We start from the raw sequence: 26,853 nt of genomic DNA, 5'->3' as shown, positions 1-26,853 counted from the left end.
GATTCTCGCTTCCTCCCGACACCTGTCGGGTTCAGCGTGTCCAAGATCCAGGGTTAAGCCCCAGGGGAAGCCACCATGCACTACACCAACGGCAACCTGGAGATGGCCGCCGAAGCACAGGCCAACGCGGGGGAGGTCGAGTAGCCACCCTGACCGGACCACGCCTCCCGTCGCGAATGACCTGTGCCACACACCGGCGTCGAGACCCCTGGTAGCGCGGCGCGGTATCCGAACCCCGACCGTGCCCCGGGAGCACCCTCCGCTACGTCGCCGTCGTACGTTACGGACCAAGACGATTACTTCCCAACCGTGGGGCCCGTTCCTGGCCCTGCCTGAGCGACCGCTGGAACAACCCCCAGAACACGGATGGCGAATGCCCTGTGAGTGACGGCATCATCGACCCGGATGAGATCCCCGTACCCATCGTGAACACCGTGCTGCTGGAGAGCGCCGCCAGCGGCATCAGGACTGACGGCGAGAACATCGCCGCAGCCGGGCAGGACATCAAAAGCACGTGGGCTGGACTCCAGGAGTTCTACAGCGCGCCCGAAGCCTCGGAGCTGTTCGCGGCGGTGGACCCCGTCGCCACGACGGGTGACGGGGTAGAGACCGACTTCGCCCATGCGGCCACTGCCCTGGAGGACTTCGCCGAGACAGCTCGTTACCTGCGTTCCCAGTTGGTCGAGGCCCGCCAGGAAGCCAAGGATCTCGTCGCAAAGATCCAAAACGATGAGGACTGGGACGAGGGGGGCTTCTTCGGCGGGGAGAGCGAGTTGGTCGAGGAGCACAACAACCTGCTCAACCGTGTGAACTCGCTACACAACGAATACCAGGCCGCCGAACGCGAGTGCGCGAACGCCATCACCACGCTGTTCGGCGGTACCACTTTCATTGCCAGCAACGCTGAGGGCACCACCCAACCTGGTGACGGCGAGGCCGTCTACGGGTTCGAGGAGGCGCCCGAGGACGTTGAAGCCCCGTGGGGAACGCCCCAGGGCACCGACCACATGTGGCACGTGGACGCCCTCCACGGCGGCTGGGACGTCCTCAGCGGCAGCCTGGAGGATATGGGAGGGGCGGTCGGCGCCCACGGCTCCGAGGGCTGGTGGGACGGCGGCTGGTGGAACAACTTCAGCTCGTACTGGGGCGACTCCATCGAGGGGCTCGGAGCCATGACCGGCTTCTACAACCCCCAGACGGGCGAGATGGTGAACAGTACCGGAGAGTGGTGGGACACCGCTAGGGGCGCTTGGGGCGACGCGATCCACGGCTTCTTCCCTTGGACCGAGTTGGGGGAGCGGCCCGGGTACGTGGTCGGCACCGTGGCCACCAATATCGCCATGATCGCGGGCGGAGCGGCGCTGAGCGCCACCGGTTACGGTGCGGTCGTGGGGGTGCCGGTGATTGGTGCCCGCGTCTCCCGCATCCTGGGTGGTGCCGGAACCGGTGACGGACCGATCAGTGGCGATATCGACGCGGGCGGCACAGATGGATCGCGCAACGGCTCCTCGAACAACGGCAGCAACGGGACGTCTTCCTCCATCAGGCCGGATGGCACCCATCCGGACGCACCCACGGCACCCGACCACATCGAGTCCGACGGCTCCGACCACCAGTCCGGTATCGGGGACATGAACGACACCCTGAACGATCTGGAGGATTATCAGCACCCGGCCCCGCGACCGGATCCGACCCCTACTCCGGATACCAGCCCCGACCCGAGGTCCGACTCCGCTCCGGGCGACGAGGCCACACCCGAGCGATCGGACGGTGCTGACTCGCCACAGAGAGACAACGAGGCACCGCAGGGTACCCCCCAGGACGCCAACTCGCCCAATCGGGGTGCTGACGAGGACACCCAGCGCGACCTGACCACGGAGGAGGCCGACGCCGCCTTCGCCGAGATCGCACGCCGCAACGAGGACGTCGCCGACAACATGGACCGTGTCGACGACGGCCAGATGGCCGAGCTCGACGGAAGCGAGCGCTGGACCATGGGCGCTCTGGAGGACTCCGGTTCGAACGGACGGGGCGATGTTCCGGATCAGGGCAACGAGGCCCGTGTCCCGGTCACCCCCGACGGCATGGAGATGCGAAGCGACAACGACGTCAACAACAGTGTCGACGGCGGGGAGGGACCTCGGCTCGACGGCGACGACGATCCTGTCACGATCCATGAATCACAGGATCCGCGCCCAGTTGACCCGACCACTGGGGGACCGCCCTCCGGAGGTACCCCGGAACCACCAACAGGACCGGGTATGCCTGAGAGCCGAGGCCCCTTTCCTGAATCCCCCGACCCCAGCATCGATCCTCCAGGCGACCAACTCCGACTTCTGGGCGATTTCGATAACGCTGTTCCGCACGACCGGTTGCCCAGACCCGAGGACACGGCGCCACCCAAGTACAACCAGCCCACGGTGGACGAGTTGCGCGATCGTATAGGTGAAGGCTGGGAGTACTACGATGACAAGGAGCGGGCCATTGCGGAATATCTCCGTGAGCACGGCATCGAGGTGCAGTCAGTGGATGTTGCCCGGTCTGACGGAATCAAGTCGCCTGACTCCGTGGTCGTCGGCAGAGACGTGACCATCGAGTTCAAGACGCCGGAGACAGCTTCGAAGAACGCGATCATCCAAAACCTGCGGAAGGGTCGTGAGCAGTCGAGCCGAATCGTCATCGACGTCCGTTCTGTCAACACGCCGCAGGAAACTTCGATGTCAGCGCTTCGGGATTCACTCCGCCGCTATGGGGGAGATATCGAGGAAGTTCTCATTATCGGATCCTACTACGTTATCTCATGGCCTTGAGGAAGATGAATAGATGGCATACTCAGAAACAATAATGGTATCAGTGGCCCCCGAAGAGGTCGTTTCAATCATGCGGAACATGGGGGTCTCGGTTCTTCCTGGGCGTAGTGGTGGCGTCACGGAGGTTCGAATGGGAAACCTTGTCTTGGACATAGAGGAACTCGACATCTATGAGGGATTTTCTGCGGCCATAGACGTCTATGGAAGTTCGCGAGAGAACGCCAAGGAAAATGCGCGTTCATTGTTTGATCAACTCGCGGGGGCCACGCCATGGCGTCTGGCTCTGGGCTTTGACGAAAACGACTCCCCCATCATCGAACGCCCGGAACTCTGATTTGCTCGAAGGGGGGATTGGTAGCGAAGTCACTCGGCTCTCCAGAAGTCGCTGCCCCATGGGGTTGGAAGATTGAGATGGAAAGTTGAGATGGAAAGGGAGTGCTAACGGAAATCTTGAGTGCGGCCCTCGTTTCGCATTCTCCATGGCGGAAATTCTCGGAAGGTCGCAGGTTGATTGACATGTCGCAGATGATAGTCTCGTGGTGTCGCGCGGGCAGTGGTCTCATTGGATTCCGATCCCTCGTCTTGATCTATGAAGGCGCGAGCACCTCGTGCTTCGCAAATCCGGAGAAATGCGGAATCCTGGTGCCCACAACTGAAGAAGAGGACCTCAGTTTCGATGCGGCGGACTAGCCTTGATTCACACGTCGGTACGGCTCCCACACACCGTGAAAGCTCCCCGTGGCGGGGCGGCCGGTGGGGGACTCGATGTGACCGACCGTCTCTAGCGCGAGGACGCAGATGACACATGACGTGGTCGCCCTGCTCGAAAGGGCACCCACCTTGCGCGGCATGACCCGCGCCCTGGTCCAGGCTGGACCGAAGCTGCGGATGCGCTCGGTCGCCGACGGGGCGGTCATTCAGCTTCGTGACGAGTCTGGACGGATGGTCGCGGCCGTGCAGGCGGCTCAGCAGCTCGCGTTGTCCGCCGAGGCCGACCGTCTGCTCGGGGCGGGGATCACCGACGACCTGCCGGCCCAACCCTGGTGGGTGGAGGCACGCGGTGCCGAGACGGGGCTGGAAGGCGCGGACACCGTCGGAATGGTCCGCCGGTTCACCGATGCCCTCGTGTCCCAGTTCGGGGGGCTCTGTTGGGAACCCGAGCCCAGCCTGAACCGCGACGACCCCCTGTTGGTCGGCGCCACAGGTCACCCTGCGGTCACCCTTGCCACGGACAAGGTCGCGGTGGCCGTCCAGGACCGCCCTGTCGTACCGCTCACCACGTGGCTGGTGGACGCCATCGCCGAACACGCCCATGCCGGACGGGGCTTCCAACTGGTGACCCCTTCGAGTTCTCGGCTCACCCACGCCCTGCGTTCGGTCATGGGTAACCCGATGGCGCGCTGGGTGGCCCAGGCATCGGATGGCCGGTACTACGACGGGTTCTCTGGCGTTCCGCTGGCCTGGCATGAGGAGGCCGGTTTCGTCCGCGACCGTGCCACGGCTCCCGGGACCGTGCCGCATCCGGCCTTCCAGGAGGTTGACAAGGAGTGGGGGACCCAGCTCCTGGTCGATCTGAAGGTCCTGCATCCCGCCGACGCCGGGCTCCGTCTGGGCCGATCGGTGGAGTTCCTCGCCCGGACCCTCGCGGGCGCGTTGCCCGCCGTGTGGGGCACGGCGGAGCCCGCGACGCTGGCCTGGGATACCCGAGACCTGACGGCGTTGGCTCGCAAACGCGCCCCGGAAAGTTCGCGGTTGGTCTTCACCGGTCCGCCCAACGGCCTCCGCTCCGGATCGGTCCGACCGTTCACCGGAACCCTGCTGGTCACTCGCGTACCGGAAGGAGTGAAGGAAAGCATCACTCTGGCGGTCGGACACCCGCCGGGTGCGGAACCGGACCTGTCCGTGCTGTCCACCTTGGTTGAGGAGTTCACCTCCCGGGGTGTCCTGCAAACGATCAGCGTGCACAGGCGCACCGGACGAGACGATCTCGAATTCGACGCCCGCTGGTCGGGCCCCTCTCTTCCGGTCGGGTTGGGTATCGGCGTGGAGGGCGTATCCTCCATCGGATCCGAACGGGCCCTGAACGCCCCAGTGCCCGCCGTCGCGTTCGGTCCGCCCCTGACCCACTCAGTCTGGTACAGGATCGGGAACGGCACCGAACCCGACTCGCCGGAGCGCTTGCGCGCTCTCATGGCTCATCTGCGTTCCGGAAGTTCTTCTCCGGCTGGGCAGCGGGAGAGCAGCTGACCACTGCCACAGGATTGCGTGCGCACTTGGAGCCGGGGCATGGGTATCGTCCGTGGCCCGGCCCGGCCCGGCCCGGCCCGTGCCGGGGTGTGTGGGCGGCTGACACGCCTGCATCTCCCCGGGTTGTTTAGAGACCGGTGTGTGCTGCGTTTTTCGGAGTCGGATTCCTGGACTCCGGTGCCACGTGACCTCAAGGAGGACATCGTGGGACGTCGCGGATACCCGACTGAGTTTCGCTGCAAGGTGTTGGACCTGGTCGAAGCCGGGCGCAGCGTCGCCGACGGCGTCGCCCTGAACGGCCTCGGGACCGGGGTGGTCGACCTCGCCGAGCGGGCGGTGGAGTTCTACGCCGCCCGCTACGGCGACTACCCGCCGCGGGTGCTCGCCGCCGAGGTCGCGCGGTGCCGCTTCCTGCTCATCGACGGCAGCGCCACCTCCACGGACACGCGCCCGGGCCGAGTTCCACCAGCACCTGGCCGAGGCCCTGGTCGGTCACGACCCGAGCGAGGCCGCCCGGCACGCGGAAACGTCGATCCGGTTGAAGCGGGTGGGCTCGCCGGGGTGGGCGGCGGCCACCGCGATCCTGGCGCGCGCACGCGGCGGCACGGGATGCCGGGAGCGCGGTCGCGTTGGGGATGTCCGTCCTGGAGGCCGTCCTGGCGGGGTCGCTGCGCGCGAACACGCGCTCCCGGCTGTTCCGCCTCGTGGAGGACCTGGACGGGCATCCCGCCGCCGGGGAGCTGACCGACGCCCTCGGGGCCTGACCGCCGCGGGTGCGCCCGGGCGTGCCCCGACGAGCCCGGTCGCCACATCAGTGATCGGGCCGTCCTCGCCGTGGAGGGACCGCACGACCTCGGTCGGCGCCATCGCCGGCGGCGATGGCGCCGTACACGGCTGCTGCGGCTGAAACGCATGGCCCCGGGGGGACTCTTCGACTCCTATGCCGCGAGCATGGAGGCCGTGTGGCGTACCGCCCGACCTCTTGGGGAGTGAGTCAGAGCATGTCCCGGACCGAGTACTACGACGATCCGTCGGCCCCCGTTCCCAACAGTCTGGTGGTCGCGGCCAGCGCGGCCGTCGTGGACGACGAGGGGCGCCTGCTGTTGCAACGGCGGGTGGACAACGGGCTGTGGGCGATGCCCGGCGGAGCGATGGAGATGACCGAGAGCCTGCCCGAGGCGGCCGTGCGCGAGGTGCGGGAGGAGACCGGCTACGAGGTGGAGGTGACGGGTCTGGTGGGCACCTACACCGACGCCCGGCACGTCATCGCCTACAGCGACGGCGAGGTGCGCGGCCAGTTCAACGTGTGCTTCCGCGCCCGGGTGGTGGGGGGAGAGCTGGCGGTCAGCGACGAGTCGCACGAGGTCGGCTGGTTCGCGGCCGGGGAGGTCGACGGGTTGCCGATGCACCACACCCAGCGGCTGCGGGTCGGGCACGCTCTGCGCGGGGACGCGCCCCACGCGGGCTGACCGGTGTTCCGCGCACCGGTCGGGCGACGTCCACGGTGTGACCGTCCCGGCCTCCGGGACGGGTGACGACCCGTGCACACCCTGATGAACGGCAAAGATCCCATCACGGGCTGTCACGTATGTCCGACCGGACAAACAGAACCGGCCCGGCGTGGTGGGCGGGACAATCATGCCTGGTCAAAGACTCGGCCCGGTATCAAAGAGGTGATGTTCCACCAACGGGCGTTGTGACTCGGCGAACACGGAGTCATGATCACCCACATACTTCGTAAGCAGCGCGTAAGGGTCACGGCCACGCGCGTCTAGGAAAGGAGGGGACGGTCTTGAACGGCTCCATGTTCGGTTCGGTGGCGACCTTCGCGGTGTACCTCGCCGTGATGGTGGGCATCGGCCTCTGGGTGTACCGGCGCACTGTCTCTCAGTCAGACTTCGTGCTCGGTGGTCGGCAACTCAACAGCTGGGTCGCGGGCCTCAGCGCCAACGCCAGCGACTTCAGCGGATGGCTGCTGCTCGGTCTGCCCGGCGCCATCTACGTCTCCGGTCTGGGCGAGGCCTGGATCGCGGTCGGCCTGGCCTGCGGTTTCGCGGGAAGCTGGATCCTGCTCGCGCCCCGCCTGCGCGTGTACACCGAACGCGTCACCGACGCCCGGACCGGTGGCGAGTCCGACTCGCTGACCCTGTCCTCCTTCCTGGAGAACCGGTTCAACGACCCGACCCGCCTGCTGCGCGGTGTGTCGGCCCTGCTGATCGTCGTCTTCTACTTCTTCTACGTCGCCTCCGGCCTGGTCGCCATGTCGGCCCTGTTCGACCAGGTCTTCGGCCTCGACCCCGCTCCCGCCATCGCCATCGGCGTCGGCATCGTCGTCCTCTACACCGTGCTGGGCGGCTTCCTCGCGGTCTCCTACACCGACGTCGTGCAGGCCGTCATGATGTGGCTCGCCCTGCTCGTCGTGCCGATCATGGCGATCGTCGCCCTCGGCGGCTTCGGCGGCCTCACCTCCGGCGTGGCCGAGCAGAGCGACGGCCTGCTGTCGGTCGTCGGCGGTACCTCGCTCAACACCGAGACCCTCGCCTGGGAGAGCACCGACACCCTCGGCTGGGTCGTCATCGTCTCCGGTCTGGCCTGGGGCCTGGGCTACTTCGGCCAGCCGCACATCCTCGCCCGCTTCATGGGTATCCGCTCCGTCAGGGACATCCGCCACGCCGGGATCGTCAGCGTCTCCTGGGCCGTGACCGCGATGGCGCTGGCCCTCCTGGTCGGCTTCGTCGGCATCGCCTACTTCGAGACCCCGCTGGACAACCCCGAGCAGGTCTTCCCGCAGCTCATCGAGGCCATGACCCACCCGCTGGTCGCGGGCGTCCTGCTGGCGGCGATCCTCGCCGCGGTCATGAGCACCGCCGACTCCCAGCTGCTGGTCGCCGCCTCCGCGCTCACCGAGGACGTCTACCGGGGCTTCGTCTCGCGCGACGCCGACCCGCGCGTCCTGCTGTGGATCAGCCGCGGCACCGTCGTGGTCGTCGCCCTGGCCGCCGCGGGCATCGCCCTGTGGGGCAACAGCTCGGTGATGGACCTGGTCGGCTACGCCTGGGCGGGTTTCGGCGCGGGTTTCGGTCCGGTGCTGCTGCTCGCGGTGTTCTGGAAGCGCATGACCTGGGCGGGCGCGCTCGGCGGCATGGTCGTCGGCGGCGCCACCGCGATCGTCTGGGACATCGTCGACACCGAGTACCTGGGTATCGGGCTGTACGCGATGGTCCCGGCGGTCGTCCTCGCCTTCGCGGCGATCTTCCTCTGCAACGGCCTCGGCCGGGTCACCGGTTCGATGGCGCAGGACTTCGAGCGGATGGAGGCCGAGGTCAAGGGCGCCGCGGTCAGCGGTGACGGCCCCGCGGGCAAGGTCGGCTGACCGGCGCGCGGCCGACCCCGGCACCGGTCGGGGCGGCCGCGCCCCCGCACCCACCCGTGATCCGGGCCCGTACCGCGCGTCGGTACGGGCCCGGACCCGTCTGGCGTGGTGGTCGCGCGGAACGGTAGAACGGTGACATGTCGTCACTGACACAACACCCAGCCGCGTGGACCCGGACCGACGTCTCCGAGGGGCTCGGTCTCGGCGCCCTCCTGCCCGAGCCCGACGGGTACCGGCTGGAGGCCGGGGAGGCCGTCGTGGAGGGGGACGAGCGGTTCCTCACCCGGTTCACGGTCCGGACCGACCTGGCGTGGACGACGCGGGAGGTCCGTGTCGAGGTCGTCACCGCCCGGGGACCGGAGTCGGTCACGCTCACCGCGCACGGCGGCACCTGGACCGACGGCGAGGGCAGACCCAGACCCGACCTCGTGGGCTGCCTGGACGTCGACGTCGCGGCCACCCCCCTCACCAACACCCTCCCCATCCGACGCCTGGGGCTGCGCCCCGGCGAGCACCGCGACATCGCGGTGGCCTGGATCGACATCCCCTCCCTGCGGGTCCGGCGCGTCCGCCAGCGCTACACCCGCCACCCCTCCGAGGGCGGTCTGGAGCACTACACCTACCGCGGCCCCCTGCGCGACGAGTACCGGCTGTCCGTGGACTCCGAGGGGCTGGTCGTCGACTACGAGCGGTTCGCCCGGCGGGTCGGGGCCGGGAGCTGAGCCCCGCACCCCGGAGTGCGCCTCCCACGCCGGACCGGCGATAATCTGCGGGGCACACCCACCACACCCACAGGGGACCGCAGTGACCGAAATCGAGCTGAGCCAGGCCCGTCGCGAGATCATCCGCGACCTCGACGTTCCCGCGCGCTTCGACGTCCACGCCGAGATCGAGCGGCGCGTGTCCTTCCTCGCCGAACGCCTGACCGCCACCGGGGCCGCGGCACTCGTGCTCGGCATCAGCGGCGGTGTCGACTCGCTCACCGCCGGCCGCCTCTGCCGTCTGGCCGTGGACCGTGCCCGCGCCGCCGGGCACACCGCCGAGTACGTGGCCATGCGCCTTCCCTACAAGGTCCAGAAGGACGAGGCGGACGCCGCCCGCTCCGTCGAGTTCACCGCCCCCGACCGCTGCCTCACCGTCGACGTCGGTCCGGCCAGCGACGCGATGGCGGACTCCCTCACGGCCGCCGGGATGTCCTACACGAGCGTGTCCGCCGAGGACTTCGTGGTCGGCAACGTCAAGGCGCGCCAGCGGATGATCGCCCAGTACGCGGTGGCGGGCGGTCTCGGCGGCCTCGTCGTCGGCACCGACCACGCGGCCGAGGCGGTCACCGGCTTCTTCACCAAGTACGGCGACGGCGGGGTCGACCTGGTTCCGCTGACCGGTCTGACCAAACGCCGGGTGCGCGCCGTGGCCGCCGCCCTCGGCGCCCCCGACGACCTGGTGAACAAGGTGCCCACGGCGGACCTGGAGACCCTGTCGCCGGGCAAGCCCGACGAGGAGGCGCTCGGCCTCACCTACGACCAGATCGACGACTTCCTGGAGGGGCTGCCGGTCCCCGAGCACGTCGAGACGGCCCTCGTCGACCGCTACCGGGCCACCGCGCACAAGCGCGCCCTGCCCACCCCGCCGCCCTCGGCCTGAGTCACCGGTCCCCGCCCGCCGTCGGCGGTGGTGTCAGCACCACCGCCGACGGGTGGGTGGGCCGCCCGGCGGAGAGTGGACCCAGAGCCATCGCGGCGCACCCCGCCGCGGACCTAGGGTCGTATTCGACGACGCACCGGCAGGGGACGGACTCCTCCGACCCCCCGAGGCCCGTCGGACCACGCGTCGTCGCCCCCTGATCCCGGTCGGCACGACACCTCCTCCACCGCGCGGCGCCCGCCCGCTCCCGTGGTGGACCCGACCCGGGAGCGACCGATGACCACGACCCTCCGACCGCGCACCGGGGCGGGGGCGCCGACCCCGCCGTCGCCCCCGGCCGGGCCGCCCGCCCGCTCCGGGACCGGCCCGCGCCCCGGGCCCGTCGTCGCCCCGGCCACGTCCGGCCGCGACCGCTTCCTCGACGTCCTCCGCCTGCTGGTCATGGTGCTGGTCGTCCTCCAGCACTGGTGGTTCCCCGTCCTCGGCGGCGGGCCGGAGGGCCTGGCCACGGACAGCGTGCTCTCCGTGCCGGGGGCGTTCGTCATGACGTGGGTCGCCCAGGTCATGCCACTGATCTTCTTCGTCGGCGGCGCGGCCAACCTCATCAGTCGGCGCTCGGCCTCGTCCGGTGGCGTCGCGCCCACGACCTGGGTGGCGCGGCGGCTGCGCAGGCTCGCCTGGCCCGTGGTCCCGCTCGCCGTGGTGTGGCTCGCCACCACCCACCTGCTGGCCCTGGGCGGGGTACCGGAACAGCCGGTGGCGGTCGCCGCGGACGCCGCCGGGCTCGTGCTGTGGTTCCTGGCCGTGTACGTCCTGGTGGTCGTGGCGACCCCGGTGCTCCTCCCGCTCCAGGACCGGTTCGGCTGGCGGGTGGCGGCGGGTCTGTTCGCCGGCGCCGCCGCGGTCGACCTGGCCCGCTTCGCCACCGGGGTGGACGCGGTCGGCTACGCGAACGTGGTCTTCGTGTGGCTGGGCGTGCACCAGCTCGGCCTCCTGTACGGTGCGGGGGCCCTGCGCCCGCGCCGGGCCGGGGCGCTGGCGGCGGGTGGCGCGGTCGCGCTCACCGCCCTGGCGCTGGCCGGCTGGTACTCGCCGAACATGACGGGCGTGTTCGCCACGGAGACCTCCAACGCCGGTCCGCCGACCCTGGCCCTGGCGGCGCTCGGCGCCGTGCAGGTCGGGGCGGCGGTGCTGCTCCGCCGGTGGATCGCCGCCTGGGCCGACCGCCCCGGTCCCGCGCGCGTCCTGGACGGGGTCCGCCCGACGCTGATGGCCGTGTACCTGTGGCACATGATCCCGGTCAGCCTCGTCGCCGGGGTCCAGGTGTACGCCCTCCGTGTCGACACCCCCGACCCGCTGACGGTCGCGTGGCTCGGGTGGGGCCTGGCCGGGACGGCGGCGCTGCTGCCGCTGACCGCCGCGCTGGCCCACCTCGCGGCGCGGTTCGAGACGCCCCCGGCACGGCTGCGCGGGGTTCCGGGGCCGTTCCGCGCGCTGGCGGCGGCCGCGCTGGTCGGCGGCGGCCTGGGAACGCTGGTGGCGGCCGGACTCGGTACGGGGTGGGCGCCCGTGCTCGGCCTGGGCGCCGTGGCGGCCGGTCTGCTGCTCACCCGGGGGCCGCGGCGCGCCTGAGCCGCGCTCGGCGCCCGCGGGGTCGATTCCCCACCTCCCGGGCACGTCGTGTGGCCCGGAACGGCGCGGACGGGATAGACCGATGCACATGGATCCCACACGTATCGCGTTCGAGCGGCACGGCACCGGGCGCCCGTTGGTCCTGCTGCACGGGCTGGGGGACCGGCGGCAGTGCTGGCGCGCCGTGGCCGCGGGGTTGGTCGGGGAGTACGAGGTGGTCTGCGTCGACCTCCCCGGTTTCGGGGCCTCCCCGGCACCCGAACCCGGTGAGCCCTACGACGTCGGGACGCTGGTCGACGCGCTCCAGGGGTTCTGCGCGCTGCACGGCCTGGACCGCCCCCACCTCGCGGGCAACTCGCTCGGCGGGTCGATCGCCCTGGAACTGGGGGTGCGCGGGGTCGCCGGTTCGGTGACCGTGTTCTCACCCGTCGGTTTCTCCGCCGCGCTCTCCCGGTCCGGCATCCACGTGCTCGGCGCCGCCGCCCGCCTGGTCGCCCGTGTCCCGGGGCCGCTCAAGGAGAGGGCGGCCGACAGTGCCCCGGCCCGGGCGCTCGCCCGCGCGGTCCTGCGCGGGAACCCGTCCGCGCCCGAGGCCAGATCGGTCCGGTTCGGGGTCGACGTCCTGGAACCGGGGTCGCCCTTCGTCCGGATGATGCCGAGCGTCGCCGGGTACGTGTTCACGCCCCGCCCCCTCGGCTGTCCCGTCACCATCGCCTGGGGCGACCGGGACCGGACTCTGCTGCCGTCCAGCGCCGTGTGCGCCCGTCGGCGGGTGCCCCACGCGCGCATGGTGTCGCTGATCGGCAGCGGTCACATCCCCATGGCCGACGACCCGCGGACGGTCGCCGAACACATCCGGTGGACCTGCCGGACCGCCGACCGGGACCAGGTGCTCCCGGGCTGACGGGCGGGCGGAATCCCTGCCTTGAGGGCGTTCGAACCCGGGCCGAAGCGGAGCGGAGGCCCAGGGCAAGCAGGTATCACGCCCCGGCGGGGGTCTCCGCGCTGTGGACCAGGTGCGCGTCCAGGAAGCACCACGCCCAGTCGTCGCCGGGCTCGGCGGAGAACATGACGGGGTGCCCGGAGGTGGTCGCGTGCGCGCTGGCGTGGCGGCCGGGGGAGTCGTCGCAGCAGCCCACGAATCCGCACCCGGCGCAGATCCGCAGGTGGACCCAGTCGCGCCGCCCCTTGCGGAGGCAGTCGGTGCAGCCGGGGCTCTTGGGGAGGACGGGCGGGAGGTCCTCCATGTGCGCGCACGCGGTGTCGGGGTCGGGGGAGAACCGGGTGACCACGGTCGGGTCGGGGTGCCCGCGGTGCGTGTGGTCGATGCCGAGGAGGTCCAGCACGGTTCCGCCCAGCGGCTCGGTCGCCGCCCGGTGCGGGTCCACGATCCGCTGGACGTTGGCGTCGTACAGGCCCACGATGTCGGGCGAGTCCGTGGGGCGCACCACGATCGGCACACCCGGAGCCAGGCCGTCGAGGATGTGGGCGATGTGCGTGGCCTCCTCGGACGAGTTCTCCGCGATGACGATGAGCCGCACCCGGTCCATGTCGATCTCGTGCAGCACGCTCGCCTTGGTGACCTCGCCGCGCACGACGGTGTGGCCGCAGTTCTCCGCGTCGGCGGCCAGATCCGGGCTGAGAGTGGTCACCGTCGAGGGGACCCCGTTGGCGTTCAGGTAGGCGCCCAGGTTCCGGGCGACGGGGCCCCATCCGGCGAGCAGGACGCGGTGGCGCGTGTCGTCGATCCTCTCGACCGCCTCGGCGGGGGCGCCCGCCCGCTCGGGCAGGCGGCGGGAGATCGCCTCGCCGAGCGCTCCGAGCGCGGGGGTCAGGGTCATCAGGGCCACGGTGACGGCGACGAGGAGTTGGCCGCCCTCGGCGCCCATCCCCGCCGGAGAGAGCCCGTACTCGGCGCCGGACCGCTGGAGCACGAAGGAGAACTCGCCGATCTGCGCGAGCAGGAGGGCCGACGCCACGGCCGTGCGGGTGCTCACCCGGAGCGCTGAGACCGCAGCGAAGGTCGTCGCCGTCTTGACCACCACGACCAGGACCGCGGCGAGCAGGACCATCCACCACAGCTCGGCCAGGACGGAGACGTCGAGCAGCATGCCGACCGACACGAAGAAGACGGCGCTGAAGATCATCTGGAGCGGCATGATCTCGCTGAGCGCGTGGGCACTGTGCCGTGACTCGCTCAGCACCATGCCCGCCAGGAAGGCGCCCAGGGCGTTGCTCACCCCGGCGAGCGAGGTCAGGTAGGCCACGCCGAGCGCGATGGCCACGACCGACAGCAGGAAGATCTCCGGTGAGCACAGCCGCGCGATGCGCTCCAGCAGCGGCGGCATGACCTTGCGCGCGACCACGATGACGGCGGTGAGCACCAGGGCGGCGGTTCCGAGGGCCTGGGCGATCCCCCAACCGCCGTCGCCCTCCCCGCCCAGGATCGGGATGAGCAGCACCATGACGATGATGGCGAGGTCCTGGAGGATGAGGGTGCCCACGGACGCCTGACCGACGGGGCGCTGTGTGATCCCCTTGGCGGCGATGACCTTGAGCACGATCGCCGTGGAGGAGAGCGAGACCAGGAACCCGGTGAAGACGCCGACGCGCCAGTCCAGGCCGAACAGCAGGCAGATCCCGGTCACGACCGCGGTGGACAGCAGGACCTGGAGGGTGCCGCCGCCCAGGACGAACCGCCTGATCCGGGTCAGGCGTTGGATGGAGAACTCCACGCCGATGGTGAACAGCAGCAGCATCACGCCGATGTCGGCCGCCGCCTCCACCTGCGCCTCGTCGGCGACCACACCGAGCTGGTGCGGGCCGATGAGGACGCCCGCCAGGAGGAAGCCCACGATCGGGACGACCCTCAGCCGGACGAAGAGCGCGCCGATCAGCCCCGCCGCGACCAGCAGCGCGACGATCGGTCCGAGGTAGACGGGGGTCTCCCCCGCGGCGAGCGTCATCAAGCGCCTCCTTCACGCTGCCCGGCCCCGGTACGTCGAGCGGTCGCCGCCTGACCGGTGCCGACGGATCCGTGGTCCGGTGGTGTCCACCTGGAGCGTATCGAGCCGGGTTCCCACACGTCCCGAGAGCCTCGCCGGTCCCGTCGGGCAACCGGAGTATCCGTGGTCCCGTCGGGCGGGTGCCGGCCCTCGGGACGGCGGAGGTCGTCCACAGGCGTCGGGGGCTTCTTCCCGGGGACGGGGCGGCACGGATATCGTGAACCGCGTACCGACACGCGGAGGAGGCAGTGGATTGACGGCATCACGACATCCCGCACCGGGGCATCCCGACTGGCTGCGGACCGAGGAGCGACGGCTGTACTCCTTCGCCGCGCGTGCGGCCGTGGCCGACGGCTTCGGCTGGCTGGACGCGCGCGGGCGGGTGGAGGCGGGGCGGCCCACCGCCACCTGGATCACGGCGCGTATGACGCACGTGTTCTCCCTGGCGTCCCTGCGCGGAGAGGAGGACGCCGGACGCCTGGCCGACCACGGCGTGGCCGCCCTCACCGGACCCCTACGGGACTCCGAGCGGGGTGGCTGGTTCGAGGAGGCGCCCACCGGGCACGTTTTGTGGGAGCGCTCCCATGAGGCGGGCGGGCCCGACGTCCTCCGCAAGTCCGCCTACACGCACGCCTTCGTCGCCCTCGCCGCGGCCAGCGCCGTCCGGGCCGACCGTCCCGGCGCGCGCGAGCTGCTGGACGAGGCGCTCGGGGTGATCGGGACGCGGTTCTGGGAGGAGTCTGCGGGCGCCGTCCGGGAGAGCTGGGACCGGGGGTGGACCGAAACCGAGGACTACCGGGGCGCCAACAGCAACATGCACTGTGTGGAGGCGTTCCTGGCCGCGGCCGACGCGACCGGCGACCACGAATGGACGCGCAGGGCGCTCGCCATCGCCGAACGGCTCGTGCACGGGGTGGCCGCCGAGTACGACTGGCGGCTGCCCGAGCACTTCACCGCCGACTGGCGGGCCCTGCCCGACCACAACCGGGACCGGCCGGACGACCCCTTCCGGCCCTTCGGCAGCACCACCGGCCACCTCCTGGAGTGGGCGCGGCTGCTGGTCCACCTGGAGCTGGCGTTGGCGGAGGCGGGCGAACCCGTGCCCGACTGGCTGCGCGGGGACGCCGTCCGCCTCTTCGACCACGCCGTCCGCCGGGGCTGGTCCGCGGACGGGGCGGACGGGTTCGTCTACACACTGGACTGGGCGGACGGCCCCGTCGTGCGCGAACGCATGCACTGGGTGGTCGCCGAGGCCACGATGACCGCGTGGGCGCTCGGCGCCCGGACCGGGGACGAGTCCTACGCGCGCCACTACGACCGCTGGTGGGCCTACGCCGACCGGTACCACCTCGACCGCGAGCACGGGAGCTGGCACCACGAACTCGACCCGGCCGGTCGCCCCTCGGCCACGGTCTGGCCGGGCAAACCGGACGTCTACCATGCCTACCAGGCGAGCCTGCTACCCCAGGTCGGTCTGGCGGGTTCCCTGGCCGCCGCGCTCGACGGCGGTTCCGGAGCGGCCCGCGGCAAGCGCGTGACCACGGGCGGAGGGACGGCGTGAGCGCTCGGAACGCCCGGCTGGTGGTGGTCGGGGAGAACGTCATGGATCTGCTGCCCACACCCCACGGGCCCGACGTGCTGCGCGCCGTCCCGGGCGGTGGACCGGCCAACACGGCGGTGGCCGCCGCCCGCCTGGGCACGCCGACCCGCCTGCTGGCCAGGATCGGGGCCGACGGGTTCGGCGAGCGCATCCGCGAGCGGCTCCTGCGGGAGGGGCTCGATCCGTCCGGACTGATCGCCGCCGAGGAGCCGTCCGCCCTGGCCGTGGCCACGCTCGGCCCGGACGGGGCGGCCCGCTACGACTTCCGGATGGACGACGCCGCCGACTGGCGGTGGCGGGCCGGTGAGCTGCCCGACCGGCTGGAACCGGAGGTCAGGGCCGTGCACGCGGCGTCGGTGGCCCTGTTCCGTGAACCGGGGGCCGCGCGGATCGAGGCCCTGCTGCGACGGGAACACGGGAGGGACCGGGTCACGATCACGATGGACCCGAACATCCGCGCCGACGTGATCGGTGATCCGGCCGAGGCCCGTGCGCTGGCGCTGCGCCACGCCGCGCAGGCGCACGTGGTCAAGGCGAGCGACGAGGACCTGGCCTTCCTCCACCCCGGCCTGTCCCCGGTGCGGGCCGCCCACGCGATCGCCGCGCTGGGTCCGTCGCTGGTCGTGGCCACCCTGGGGTCGGAGGGCGCCGTCGCCGTCACCCACTCCGGTGAGGTGCGGGTCCCCGCGCCGCGGGTTCGGGTGGCCGACACCGTGGGTGCGGGCGACACCTTCATGGGCGCCCTCCTGCACGGGCTCGACCGCTCCGGACGGCTGGGCGAGGGCCCGCGCGCCCGCCTGGCCGGTCTGGACGGCGGCGACGTGCGCGAACTGCTGACCCTGGCGGCCGCGGCCGCGGCGTGCGTGGTGACCCGGGAGGGGGCCGACCCGCCCCGGGCGGACGAACTCGCCGCCGCGGTGGAGGAGGTGAGCGCTGCGGGCAGCCTCGGCTGACGCGCGGGGCGGTCGGGGGTGTCCCGCTCTGCCGGCGGGGCGCCCCCGGGCGGTGGAGGGCGACGTCACCCCTAGGGAAGCCCCTCCCCGGTCTGGGCGGCCAGGTGGTCCACGACGTCGGTGATGCGGCCCCGCCGCTCCAGGTACGCGCGCTGGCGGGCGGCGCCCGACCCGGCGGCGCGCACCCGGTCGAGCAGCCCGACCACGAGGTCGGCGTCCCCGTTCGCCTCCAGCCCCGGCAGGGCCGCGCCGAGCATCCGGTCCATGGCGAGGGGGCCCGGCAGGCACTCGCCGGTCAACGGGTCGGGCACCCGGCCCTCCAGCCCGTCGCGGGCGGCCCGCCAGACGGCGGCGCGCAACGCGGGGGCGTCGATCTCCGGTGCGGGCGCCCCGCCGCCGACGTCGGCGAGTATCCGGGAGACCAGTCCCCGGGTCAGCGCGGCGAAGAGCAGCGCCTCGTCGGCGGTGGCGGCGACGTCGCCCACCCGGATCTCCAGGGTGGGCAGGTGGTCGGAGAGGCGGACGTCCCAGTAGACCATGTGCCGGTCGAGGATGGCGCCGCACCCGGCGAGCGCGCTGACGGTGCGTTCGTGTTCGGCCAGGGAACGGAAGAGCGGCGGCGGCCCGGCCGACGGGAGCCGGTTCCAGGTGATGGTGCGCCAACTGGCGTACCCGGTGTCCCGCCCCGCCTGGAACGGCGAGTTGGCCGACAGCGCCACGAGGAAGGGCAGCCAGCGGCGCAGGTGTCCGCCGACCTCGACGGCGGTCCCGCGGTCGGGGATGCCGACGTGGACGTGGCAGCCGCACACCACGTGGGCCTCGCGTAACGCGCCGAAGTGGGTGGCGATGTCCGCGTACCGCCGCCCGTCGCTGACCCGTGCCTGGGCCGGGTCGCCCAGAACGGGGGTGCCGGAGGCGACGACCGCCAGTCCGGCCCGTGCGGCGGCCCGGACCAGTTCGCGGCGGGCCGAGTGGAGGAAGCGCGCGGCGTCCTCGGAGGTGCCGCACACCGGGCTGTTGCTCTCCACCTGGGCGCGGGTGAACTCGCCGCACAGGTGTCCGTCGAGGTGGCGGACGTTCGACAGCACGTCGGGGGCCCGCGACAGGATGCGCCGGCTGCGGGGGTCGACGACGAAGAACTCCTCCTCGACACCGAACGTGGGAGGGGCCGTCCGCGCGTCGGCACGGGTGCCGACCGGGGAGCGTTCCCGCGTGCCGTGCGCGGCCAGGAAGCGGTTCTCCATGGACGTGGGTCCCTTCTGGTGTCCCGTCCCCCGCCCCGGGGGAGCGTCTCGCACTGGATATCCCGTACCGAGCGCCCGCGACAGTGTCCCCGGGAGGACAAAACGCTATCCGAGGGACGTTATGCCCTAAATGTCGGTATCGCGTGGTGGTGTTGCCGGGAGATTACGGCTTGATAACCGGCCGGTGGCCGCCGAGGAGGCCCCGAATGAGGCCGCCGCCACTCCCGTGTGTGACTCCTGACACCATCGCGGGATGGAGGATGCGCAGGTGAACGCTCCGGTGACACACTGGGCGGCTCGGCCGACACGGCGCTCTCCCGCCCCTCCGGAGCCGTCGCGCACCCGTCTCGTGCGACTCCGTCCGGGTATCGGTGAATCGACCAGTATGTGTGCTCGCACCTGCCGCGACGGGGTGTTCGTGTGCGATCGTCGGCGTGTGGCTGGCAGGAACACGGACCCCCAGGACATCCGCCTCCGGGGCCGGGACGAAGAGCAGCGGATCCTCGCGGACGTACTCGACGGCGCGAGGTCCGGGAGCGGTGCGTCCGTCCTCCTCTCCGGAGGACCCGGACGCGGCAGGACCGCCCTTCTCGACCACGCGCGCTCGGCCGCCGGTGATCTCACCGTCCTGCACGCGGCCGGGGTCCCCTCCGAGGCCGACCTCCCGCTCGCCGGGCTGCACCGGCTCCTGCGCCCCGTCGAGTCCGGGGCCGACCGGCTCGCTGACCACCGCCGCGACCTCCTCCGCGCCGCCCTCACCCAGGGCGTCCTCGCGGCCCCGGACCGGTTCGCCCTGTACACGGCGGTCCTCGACCTCCTCCGCCGCACCGCCGAGGAGTCCCCCGTCCTGGTCTGCGTCGACGACGCAGACCACCTCGACGCCCCCTCACTGGAGGCTCTGTCCTTCGTCGCCCGCCGCCTGTCCGGGCTCCCCGTCTCGGCCGTGTTCACCGCGCGCGGCGGCCACGGCAAGCCCCCGGGCGGCGGCCACGACGAGCCCGCCCCCGACACCCTCGTCCCCGGCGTCGCCGAGCACGTCCTCCCACCCCTGACCGAGCGCGCGGTCCACGACGTCATCACCGACCGCGCCCCCCTCAGCCCGGCCTCGGGCGTGCGCACCGCCCTCGTCCGGGCGGCCCACGGCAACCCGGAGGTGGCCATCAGCCACCTCCGCTCCCTGTCCGAGGCCCAACTGCGCGGTGAGGAACCGCTCCCCGAACCGCTGCGCCTGCCGGCCCGGCTGCGGTCCGCCCTGCTCACCGGCTACCGCGGACTCCCCGAGGAGGTGCGCCACCTCCTCCTCGTCGCCGCCCTGGCCACGGACCCCGACGTGCGCCTGCTGACCGAGGCCGGCGGCACCCCCGACCTGACCGTCCACGGCCTCGAACCCGCCGAGGAGCTCGGGCTGGTCCGGGTCGAGGGCGCGACCGTCCTCTTCCCCGACCCCCTCCTCCGCGAGGCCATCGCCCAGGACGCCCCCGCCGGGCGCCTGCGCGCGGCCCACGGCGCCCTCGCCGGGGCGATCGACCCGGAGTACGCCCCGGTCGAGTTCTCCCGGCACGCCGCCGCCGGCGCGGGCTCCCCCGACGCCGCCCTCGCCGACGCCGTCGAGTCCGCCGCCCTGCGGGCCCAGCGGTTGGAGGGGCCGAGCGCCGCCTCCCACGCCCACGAGCGCGCCGCCCACCTGACCCCCGACCCCGACGTCCGCGCCTGCCGCCTGGCCACCGCCGCCTACCAGGCGTACTCGGGCGGCGGCACCGCCCGGGCCGCGCGCCTGCTCGACCGGGCCCGCCCGCTGGCCGTCTCCGACCGCCGCCGCGCGATCATCGACCTCGTCGAGGCCCAGCTCTCCATGCGGGGCGGCAACGCCATCGACGCCGCCGAACGCCTGCTCGCCGTCGGCCGGGAGCTGATCGCGCACGACCGCGCCCTGGCCCTGCGCGCCCTGGTGCGCTCCGCGGACTCCGCCTCCCTGGCGGGCGACCCGGTCCGCCACGGCCGGGCCGCCGAGCTGGCCGTCCCCCTGGTGCGTCCCGACGACTCCGCGTCGATGCGCCTGGTCGCCGCCTTCCTCAAAGGGTGCGCCCTGTCCTTCCGGGGCGACTACGTGACGTCCACCCCGCTCCTGCGGGAGTCCGTGCGCCTGTCCGAGGGCATGGACAAGCCCTCCGAGCTCATCTGGGCGGGCGTCAGCGGGCTCCGGCTCGGGGACGCGCCGTTCGTGCGCGCGGTGACCAGCCGGGCCGTGGACGTGGGCACCACCCGGGGCGAGTACGCGACCGTCCCGGCGGCGCTCGGCTTCCAGGTCTTCTCCGAGTTCTGGAGCGGCCGCTTCCCCTCCGCCGCGGGGCACGCGCTCAGCGGGCTGAGGGCGGCGCGCGAGTACGGGCAGCCGGTGTGGGCGACGCAGCACCTCGCCTCCCTGGCGATGATCGCCGCCATCCAGGGGGACGTGGACACCTGCCGCATCCGGGCCCGCGCGGTGACCGCCCAGGCCGGGGAGCAGAGCCTCGGACTCCCGGCCGCCCTGGCGGCCTGGGCGCTGGCCGTCCTGGAGCTGTCGCGCGGCAACGCGGCGGAGGCGTTCTTCCGGCTGCGCGCCCTGGTCCACGCCGGTCCGGGGCACGGGCACCCCACGATGCGCCTGCTCACCGCGCCGCACTTCGTGGAGGCGGCCACCCGGATGGGGGAGACCGAGTGGGCCCGCACCTCGCTGGCGGGGTACGAGCGGTGGGCGGAGGGGATCGGGAGCCCGAGCGCCCGCGCCCTGGCGGCGCGCGGTCGCGGGCTGCTGGCGACGGGGGACGGGGCCGCCGACCACTTCGAGAACGCCCTGGCCCTGCACCGGGAGTGCGGTGACGACGACGTCGAGCAGGCGCGCACCCACCTGCTGTTCGGCGCCTTCCTGCGCCGCGCCCGCCTGCCCGGCCGGGCGCGCGAGCACCTGTACGACGCGCTGGAGTCCTTCGAGCGCTTCGGCGCACGGCTCTGGGTCCGCCAGACGCGGGCCGAGTTGCGGGCGATCGGGACCGCCGAACGCGACCCCGACACGTCCGCCACCGGCGACCTGACCGCCCAACAGCAGCAGATCGCCCGGCTGGTCGCCGACGGCGCGACCAACCGCGAGGTGGCCGCGCACATGTTCATCAGTCCGCGCACGGTCGAACACCATCTGCGCGGCATCTTCCGCAAGCTCAACATCCGCTCCCGGGTGGATCTGGCCCGTCTCCTCAACTGACGGGGGCGGGCACCACACCCCGGTGCCCGCCGCACGGCCCGAACCCCCGGGGCACGCGCCCCACCGGCCCGGACACGACGGAGTGGACGGGCACCTGACCCGTACCAACTGGTCGGTACGGACCGCCGGACGGCAACCGCGAGAGAGGCAGCCATGACAACGACCGCAGGCGACCAGCTCCTGAGTGCGGACGGGGTGACCGTGCGCTTCGGGGGGCTGACCGCCCTCGACGGCGTCGGACTCCGGGTCGCGCCCGGGTCCGTCGTCGGGCTGATCGGGCCCAACGGGGCCGGGAAGACGACGCTGTTCAACGTCCTCTCCGGCATCCTGCGCCCCAACGCCGGGACGCTCACCTGGAAGGGCGGGCCCCAGTCCGGCCGCGGCCCCCACGGCCTGGCCCGCTCCGGGATCTCCCGCACCTTCCAGGGGCTCAACCTCTTCGCGAGGATGACCGTCCTGGACAACGTCGTCGCGGGCGCCGACCGCCTCGCGCGCGGCGGACCGCTGTCGATGGTCACCGGCCTGGGGCGGCACCACCGGGACGAGCGCGAACTCCGCTCCCGCGCCCTGGCCGCCCTCGACCGCTTCGGTGTGGCCGAGCACGCCCACCGCCTGCCCGGAACCCTGCCCTACGGCATCCAGAAACAGGTCGCCCTAGCGCGCGCCTGCGTCAGCGACCCCGAACTCCTCCTCCTGGACGAACCCGCCAGCGGGCTGTCCGGACGGCAGATGGACACGCTGGCCGAGCAGATCCGCTCCTTCCGCACGAGCATGGCGGTCGTGCTCGTCGAGCACCACATGGACCTGGTCATGGACGTGTGCGACCACATCGTCGTGCTCGACTTCGGCCGGGTCATCTCCACCGGGACCCCCGACGAGGTCCGCGCCGACCCCGCCGTCACGCGCGCCTACCTCGGCGCCTCCGCCGACGGCCCCGACCCGGCCGCGGACACCGCCCCCACCCCCACCGACGACGGAGCGGCCCGATGAGCACCGAACCCCTCCTGCGCGTGGACGGCCTCCACGCCCACCACGGCGCCGTCCGGGCCCTCGACGGCGTCTCGCTGGCCGTCCCCGCCCGGGGCATGTGCGCCGTCCTCGGCGCCAACGGCGCGGGCAAGACCACCCTCCTGCGCACCCTCACCGGCCTCCACCCGGCCACCTCGGGCCGGGTCCTGCTGGACGGGGAGGACCTCACCCGCCTGCCCGCCGAACGCGTCATCACCCGGGGCCTGGCCCACGTGCCCGAGGGCGGCGGCGTGATCGTCGAGCTCACCGTGGAGGAGAACCTCCGACTGGGGGCGCTCTGGCGCTCCTCCCGGCGCGACACGGCGACGATGGACGAGGTCATGGACCTCTTCCCACCCCTGGCCGAGCGCCGCCACCGGGCCGCCGGGACCCTGTCCGGAGGCGAGCGCCAGATGCTCGCCATCGGCCGCGCCCTCATGGCCAGGCCGCGCGTCCTGCTCCTGGACGAGCCCTCCCTCGGCCTGGCGCCCCTGGTCACCCAGCGAATCCTCACCCTCCTGCGCGACCTGCGCGACAACACCGGGCTCACCGTCGTCCTCGTCGAGCAGAACGCCGCGGGGGCGCTGTCGGTCACCGACCACGGCTTCGTCCTGAACCGGGGCCGCGTGGTCACCGAGGGGACCTCCGCCGACCTGCTCGCCGACGACCGCACGCGCCACGCCTACCTCGGCTTCTGAGGAGACCCCATGACCCACTTCGTCAACCTGACCCTCAACGGGCTGGCGTCCGGGGCCGCCTACGCGGCGCTCGCGCTCTCGCTCGTCATCATCTACCAGGCCACGCGCCTGGTGAACTTCGCCCAACCGGCGCTCGCCCTGATCTCGGTGTACACCGCCTACACCGTCACCCAGCTCACCGGCTCCTACTGGCTCGGGTTCGCCGCGGCGCTCGTCGCCGGTCCGGTGGCCGGGGCGCTGGTGGAGCGGGTGGTCATCCGGCCCATCGCGCGGGCCTCGGAGCTCAACGCCGTCATCGTCACCCTCGGGCTCCTCCTGGTCGTCCAGGGCGCGGTCGGGATGGTGTGGGGCAACGAGCAGCACGCGCTGGGCTACGCGTTCAGTTACGTCGGGCGCTTCTCCCCGGCCGACGCCTTCGCGCTGGCCTCGGTCGCCGCCGTGGCCGGGCTCCTGTTCGCCCTGTACCGGTTCACCCCGCTCGGCCTGCGCATGCGCGCGGCCGCCTTCCACCCCGAGGCCGCCCGGCTCAGCGGGGTCAGTGTCGGGCTCATGCTGACCGTCGGCTGGGGTGTGGCCGCCTTCATCGGGGCCCTCGCCGGGATGCTCGCCGGACCGCCCTTCATCTCCCCGAACGCCTTCGACGCCGTGTTCGTGTTCGGCATCACCGCCGCCGTGGTGGGCGGGCTCGACAGCCCCTTCGGCGCGCTCCTGGGCGGGATGCTCATGGGCCTGGCCATGTCCTACGTGTCCGGCTACGCGGGGCCCGAGGTGGCCACGCTCGCCGCCCTCGCCGTCGTGGTCCTCGTCCTGAGCGTGCGCCCCGACGGAATCCTGTCCCGCCCGACCGCGCGAAAGGTGTAGCCGCCGTGACCTCACCCACCCGCGAGCGCGCCGAGCGCGCCCCCGTTCCCACCCCGACCGCGCCGACCAGCCCCGCCGGGCGCTGGCGCGCCCTGCCCGCGCCCCTGCGCCACCTGCTCCTGGCCGTACTCGCGCTCACCGGGGTGTGCGGCCTGGTGCTCGTCACCGGAGACCTGGCCGCACTGCGGTTCGCCGCGGTGGGGTACACCCTGCTGGCCATCGCGGGACTCCAACTCCTGGTCGGCGGCAGCGGCCAGATCTCGCTCGGCCACGGCGCGTTTCTGATGATCGGCGCCTACGGCATGGCGCTGCTGGTCCTGCACCAGCCCATGCTGCCGCTGGCCGCCAACCTGGCGATCGTCGTCGCCGTGTCCGCGGTGGCGGGGGTCGCGGTCGGCACCGCGACGGCCCGGCTGCACGGCCCCTACCTGGCGGGTGCCACGCTCATCCTCGCCGTGGGGCTGCCCGGGCTGGCCCACCGCTACCACGAGTTCCTCGGCGGCAGCAACGGACTCAACATCCGGACGGCGGGGGCGCCGCCCTTCCTGCAGGGGATCGTCAGCACCAGCGACTGGCGGGCCCTGGTCGTGTGGACGACCGTGCTGCTGGCCCTCACCGTGCTGGCCACGATCTCCTCCGGACGCCTGGGCAGGCGGATGCGGGCCGTCCGCGACGACGAGACCGCCGCGGCCATGTCGGGCGTCCCGGTCGGCTCGACCAAGGTGGCCGCGTTCGTCATCGCCTCCACCGCGGGCGGTCTGGCCGGGGGCCTCCAGGCCTACGTGCTGGGCACCGTCACCCCCGGCAGCTTCACGCTCGCGCTGTCCCTGAGCCTGATCGCCGCCCTGGTCCTGGGCGGGATCGGCAGCATGTGGGGCGCCCTCTGGGCCGCCCTCGCCCTCGTCTACCTGGAGGTGTGGGCGTCGGACCTGGCCGGCGCCCTCGACCTCGGGCGCGACGTCGAGAACAACCTCCCCGTGGTGTTCTTCGGCGTCGTCCTCATCCTCGTCCTGCGCTTCTGGCCCCTGGGGATCCAGGGACTGGTCCAGCGCCTCATCTCGCGACGCGGGTCCTCCGCGTCCGCGCCCACCCCCTGACGAAGGAGAACACCGATGCGTATCCGCAGAGGAACGACGGCCGCCACGTCGGCGGCCCTGACCCTGGCCCTGCTGGCCACCGCGTGCACCGGCGCCGGTGAGGTCGCCGAGACCGACGCCGTCGACCTGGACGTCGCCCCGGGCGTCACGGACGACGCCGTCGTCATCGGCAGCCACCAACCGCTGACCGGACCCGCAGCCCCCGGTTACGCGGCGGTCTCGCAGGGCGCGGCCGCCGTGTTCGACTACGTCAACGACCAGGGAGGGGTGAACGGGCGGCGGATCGACTACCGCGCCGAGGACGACGCCTACGACCCGGCCCAGACGATCGATGTGACCCGGGAACTGGTGATCGAGGACGAGATCTTCGCGATGGTCGGCGGTCTGGGCACCCCGACGCACACCGGTGTCCTGGACTACCTGAACGACGAGGGCGTTCCCGACGTGTTCCCGTCCTCGGGCGCCCTGGCGTGGAACAACCCGGAGGAGCACCCGCTCACCTACGGGTGGCAGACGGACTACACGAAGGAGGCGAAGATCCAGGGCGAGTACGTCGCCGAGAACTTCGCCGGGCAGAGCGTCGGCTACCTGTACCAGAACGACGACATCGGCGTCGACGCCCAGGCCGGGCTCGACCAGTACCTCAGTGAGGAGGTCGTGGCGCGGGAGCACTACGAGACGGAGGTGACCGACCTGGGGTCGCAGATCGCCGAGCTGGAGCGCTCCGGCGCCGAGGTGGTCGTGTGCTCGTGCATCCCGGCCTTCGTCGCGCTGGCGCTGCTGGAGGCGGCGAGCATCGGCTACGAGCCGCAGTGGGTGGTGTCCAGCATCGGCGGCGACACCGCGACCCTCCAGGGGCTGCTCGCCCGGTTCACCGAGGGCAGCGACGCCGAGGAGGTGCCCGCGGACGCCTTTCTGGACGGGCTGCTCATCACCAGCTACCTGCCCAGGGTGGAGGACACCGAGGACGAGTGGTCCCAGTTCTTCATCGAGGTGCACGAGGAGTACGGGGACGGCGGTCCGCTGACCAACACGCACCTGTTCGGGATGACCCAGGCGGTGATGTTCGCGCAGGTCCTGAAGTCGGCGGGGGAGGACCTCACCCGTCAGTCGCTCATCGACGCGCTGGAGACCCAGGAGTGGCGCGGTCCCGGGCTCGTCCCGTTCAGTTCGTCCGGCGACGACCACGGCGGCCACCAGGGCGTGTACGTGGTCCAGTACTCGGCCGGTGACGACATCGAGATGGTCCAGGGGCCGCGGGTGACCGACCGTTCCGGCGGCCCCGTCGAGGAGCCCGACTTCGCGCGGCTCTCGCCCGAGGAGCTGGACTTCCACGACTGACACGCCCACCCCCGGGGTCGCCGCAACCCGGTCCGAAGCGCAGCGGAGGCCCACAGGGACACGGCGGCCCGGGAACCCTCCCGGGCCGCCGCCCTTCGCGGT

At 72.3% G+C, this 26,853-nt stretch carries 20 protein-coding genes and 1 pseudogene; 19 read left to right on the top strand and 2 right to left on the bottom strand.

Annotated features, from left to right (window positions below):
- Window positions 1-72 precede the first annotated feature (72 nt).
- From DVR05_RS27850 to DVR05_RS23860, 11 genes and pseudogenes are all read left to right on the top strand, one after another.
- A pseudogene (locus DVR05_RS27850) lies at window positions 73-144 on the top strand (DUF6507 family protein); the annotation flags it as partial.
- A 236-nt stretch (window positions 145-380) separates the two neighbouring features.
- Window positions 381-2,810 (top strand): hypothetical protein, encoded by a 2,430-nt coding sequence (locus DVR05_RS23900; protein ID WP_116248155.1) that lies wholly within the window; start codon window positions 381-383, stop codon window positions 2,808-2,810.
- Between the two features lie 13 nt (window positions 2,811-2,823).
- Entirely contained in the window at window positions 2,824-3,144 is a 321-nt protein-coding gene (locus tag DVR05_RS26780) for a hypothetical protein (RefSeq protein ID WP_157982524.1), read from the top strand.
- A 464-nt stretch (window positions 3,145-3,608) separates the two neighbouring features.
- Window positions 3,609-5,057, top strand: coding sequence for a DUF6177 family protein (locus DVR05_RS23895; protein ID WP_116248154.1), 1,449 nt, complete (start codon window positions 3,609-3,611; stop codon window positions 5,055-5,057).
- A 629-nt stretch (window positions 5,058-5,686) separates the two neighbouring features.
- Entirely contained in the window at window positions 5,687-5,821 is a 135-nt protein-coding gene (locus DVR05_RS27800; protein ID WP_255423115.1) for a hypothetical protein, read from the top strand.
- A gap of 237 nt (window positions 5,822-6,058) precedes the next feature.
- Entirely contained in the window at window positions 6,059-6,526 is a 468-nt protein-coding gene (locus tag DVR05_RS23885; RefSeq protein ID WP_116248153.1) for an NUDIX domain-containing protein, read from the top strand.
- Window positions 6,527-6,861: 335 nt separating this feature from the next.
- Window positions 6,862-8,430, top strand: a complete 1,569-nt coding sequence (gene putP, locus DVR05_RS23880) for a sodium/proline symporter PutP (protein ID WP_116248161.1) — start codon at window positions 6,862-6,864, stop codon at window positions 8,428-8,430.
- Between the two features lie 137 nt (window positions 8,431-8,567).
- Window positions 8,568-9,152, top strand: coding sequence for a putative glycolipid-binding domain-containing protein (locus DVR05_RS23875; RefSeq protein ID WP_116248152.1), 585 nt, complete (start codon window positions 8,568-8,570; stop codon window positions 9,150-9,152).
- Window positions 9,153-9,234: 82 nt separating this feature from the next.
- Entirely contained in the window at window positions 9,235-10,074 is an 840-nt protein-coding gene (gene nadE / locus DVR05_RS23870) for an ammonia-dependent NAD(+) synthetase (protein ID WP_116248151.1), read from the top strand.
- 276 nt (window positions 10,075-10,350) lie between these two features.
- Window positions 10,351-11,706 (top strand): acyltransferase family protein, encoded by a 1,356-nt coding sequence (locus DVR05_RS23865; protein WP_116248150.1) that lies wholly within the window; start codon window positions 10,351-10,353, stop codon window positions 11,704-11,706.
- Window positions 11,707-11,794: 88 nt separating this feature from the next.
- A complete protein-coding gene (locus tag DVR05_RS23860) occupies window positions 11,795-12,610 on the top strand; it encodes an alpha/beta fold hydrolase (RefSeq protein ID WP_116248160.1) in 816 nt (271 codons plus the stop codon).
- Window positions 12,611-12,686: 76 nt separating this feature from the next.
- Here the strand turns inward: DVR05_RS23860 and DVR05_RS23855 are convergent, their stop codons facing one another.
- Window positions 12,687-14,672 carry a cation:proton antiporter gene (locus tag DVR05_RS23855; protein WP_116248149.1) on the bottom strand — a complete coding sequence of 662 codons (1,986 nt, stop codon included), beginning with the start codon at window positions 14,670-14,672 and terminating at the stop codon, window positions 12,687-12,689.
- 292 nt (window positions 14,673-14,964) lie between these two features.
- Between DVR05_RS23855 and DVR05_RS23850 the strand changes: the two genes are divergently transcribed.
- Both DVR05_RS23850 and DVR05_RS23845 read left to right on the top strand, forming a co-directional pair.
- Window positions 14,965-16,272: an AGE family epimerase/isomerase gene (locus DVR05_RS23850; protein ID WP_116248148.1), complete on the top strand. Its 1,308-nt coding sequence runs from the start codon at window positions 14,965-14,967 to the stop codon at window positions 16,270-16,272.
- The gene (locus DVR05_RS23845; protein ID WP_116248147.1) at window positions 16,269-17,264 is read left to right on the top strand and encodes a carbohydrate kinase; all 996 of its coding nucleotides are present in this window, start codon (window positions 16,269-16,271) and stop codon (window positions 17,262-17,264) included. Before DVR05_RS23850 ends, DVR05_RS23845 begins: the two co-directional genes overlap by 4 nt.
- Window positions 17,265-17,335: 71 nt before the next feature.
- Here the strand turns inward: DVR05_RS23845 and DVR05_RS23840 are convergent, their stop codons facing one another.
- Window positions 17,336-18,508, bottom strand: a complete 1,173-nt coding sequence (locus DVR05_RS23840) for a glutamate--cysteine ligase (protein ID WP_116248146.1) — start codon at window positions 18,506-18,508, stop codon at window positions 17,336-17,338.
- A gap of 385 nt (window positions 18,509-18,893) precedes the next feature.
- Here DVR05_RS23840 and DVR05_RS23835 point away from each other — a divergent pair, with 385 nt between their 5' ends.
- From DVR05_RS23835 to DVR05_RS23810, 6 genes are all read left to right on the top strand, one after another.
- On the top strand, window positions 18,894-21,746 hold the full coding sequence (locus DVR05_RS23835) for a LuxR family transcriptional regulator (RefSeq protein WP_116248145.1): 2,853 nt from the start codon (window positions 18,894-18,896) through the stop codon (window positions 21,744-21,746).
- Between the two features lie 153 nt (window positions 21,747-21,899).
- Window positions 21,900-22,736, top strand: a complete 837-nt coding sequence (locus DVR05_RS23830; RefSeq protein ID WP_116248144.1) for an ABC transporter ATP-binding protein — start codon at window positions 21,900-21,902, stop codon at window positions 22,734-22,736.
- A complete protein-coding gene (locus DVR05_RS23825; protein ID WP_116248143.1) occupies window positions 22,733-23,452 on the top strand; it encodes an ABC transporter ATP-binding protein in 720 nt (239 codons plus the stop codon). The genes DVR05_RS23830 and DVR05_RS23825 overlap by 4 nt, the downstream gene beginning before the upstream one ends.
- Before the next feature lie 9 nt (window positions 23,453-23,461).
- Window positions 23,462-24,313, top strand: coding sequence for a branched-chain amino acid ABC transporter permease (locus DVR05_RS23820; RefSeq protein WP_116248142.1), 852 nt, complete (start codon window positions 23,462-23,464; stop codon window positions 24,311-24,313).
- 5 nt (window positions 24,314-24,318) lie between these two features.
- On the top strand, window positions 24,319-25,410 hold the full coding sequence (locus DVR05_RS23815; RefSeq protein WP_116248141.1) for a branched-chain amino acid ABC transporter permease: 1,092 nt from the start codon (window positions 24,319-24,321) through the stop codon (window positions 25,408-25,410).
- Window positions 25,411-25,425: 15 nt separating this feature from the next.
- The gene (locus DVR05_RS23810; protein WP_116248140.1) at window positions 25,426-26,751 is read left to right on the top strand and encodes an ABC transporter substrate-binding protein; all 1,326 of its coding nucleotides are present in this window, start codon (window positions 25,426-25,428) and stop codon (window positions 26,749-26,751) included.
- Window positions 26,752-26,853 lie beyond the last annotated feature (102 nt).

The sequence above is a fragment of the Nocardiopsis sp. FIRDI 009 genome (assembly GCF_003386285.1).
GTDB lineage: Bacteria > Actinomycetota > Actinomycetes > Streptosporangiales > Streptosporangiaceae > Nocardiopsis.
The sequence above is the reverse complement of the archived record's forward strand: the minus strand, read 5'-3'. Positions and strand labels throughout refer to the sequence as shown.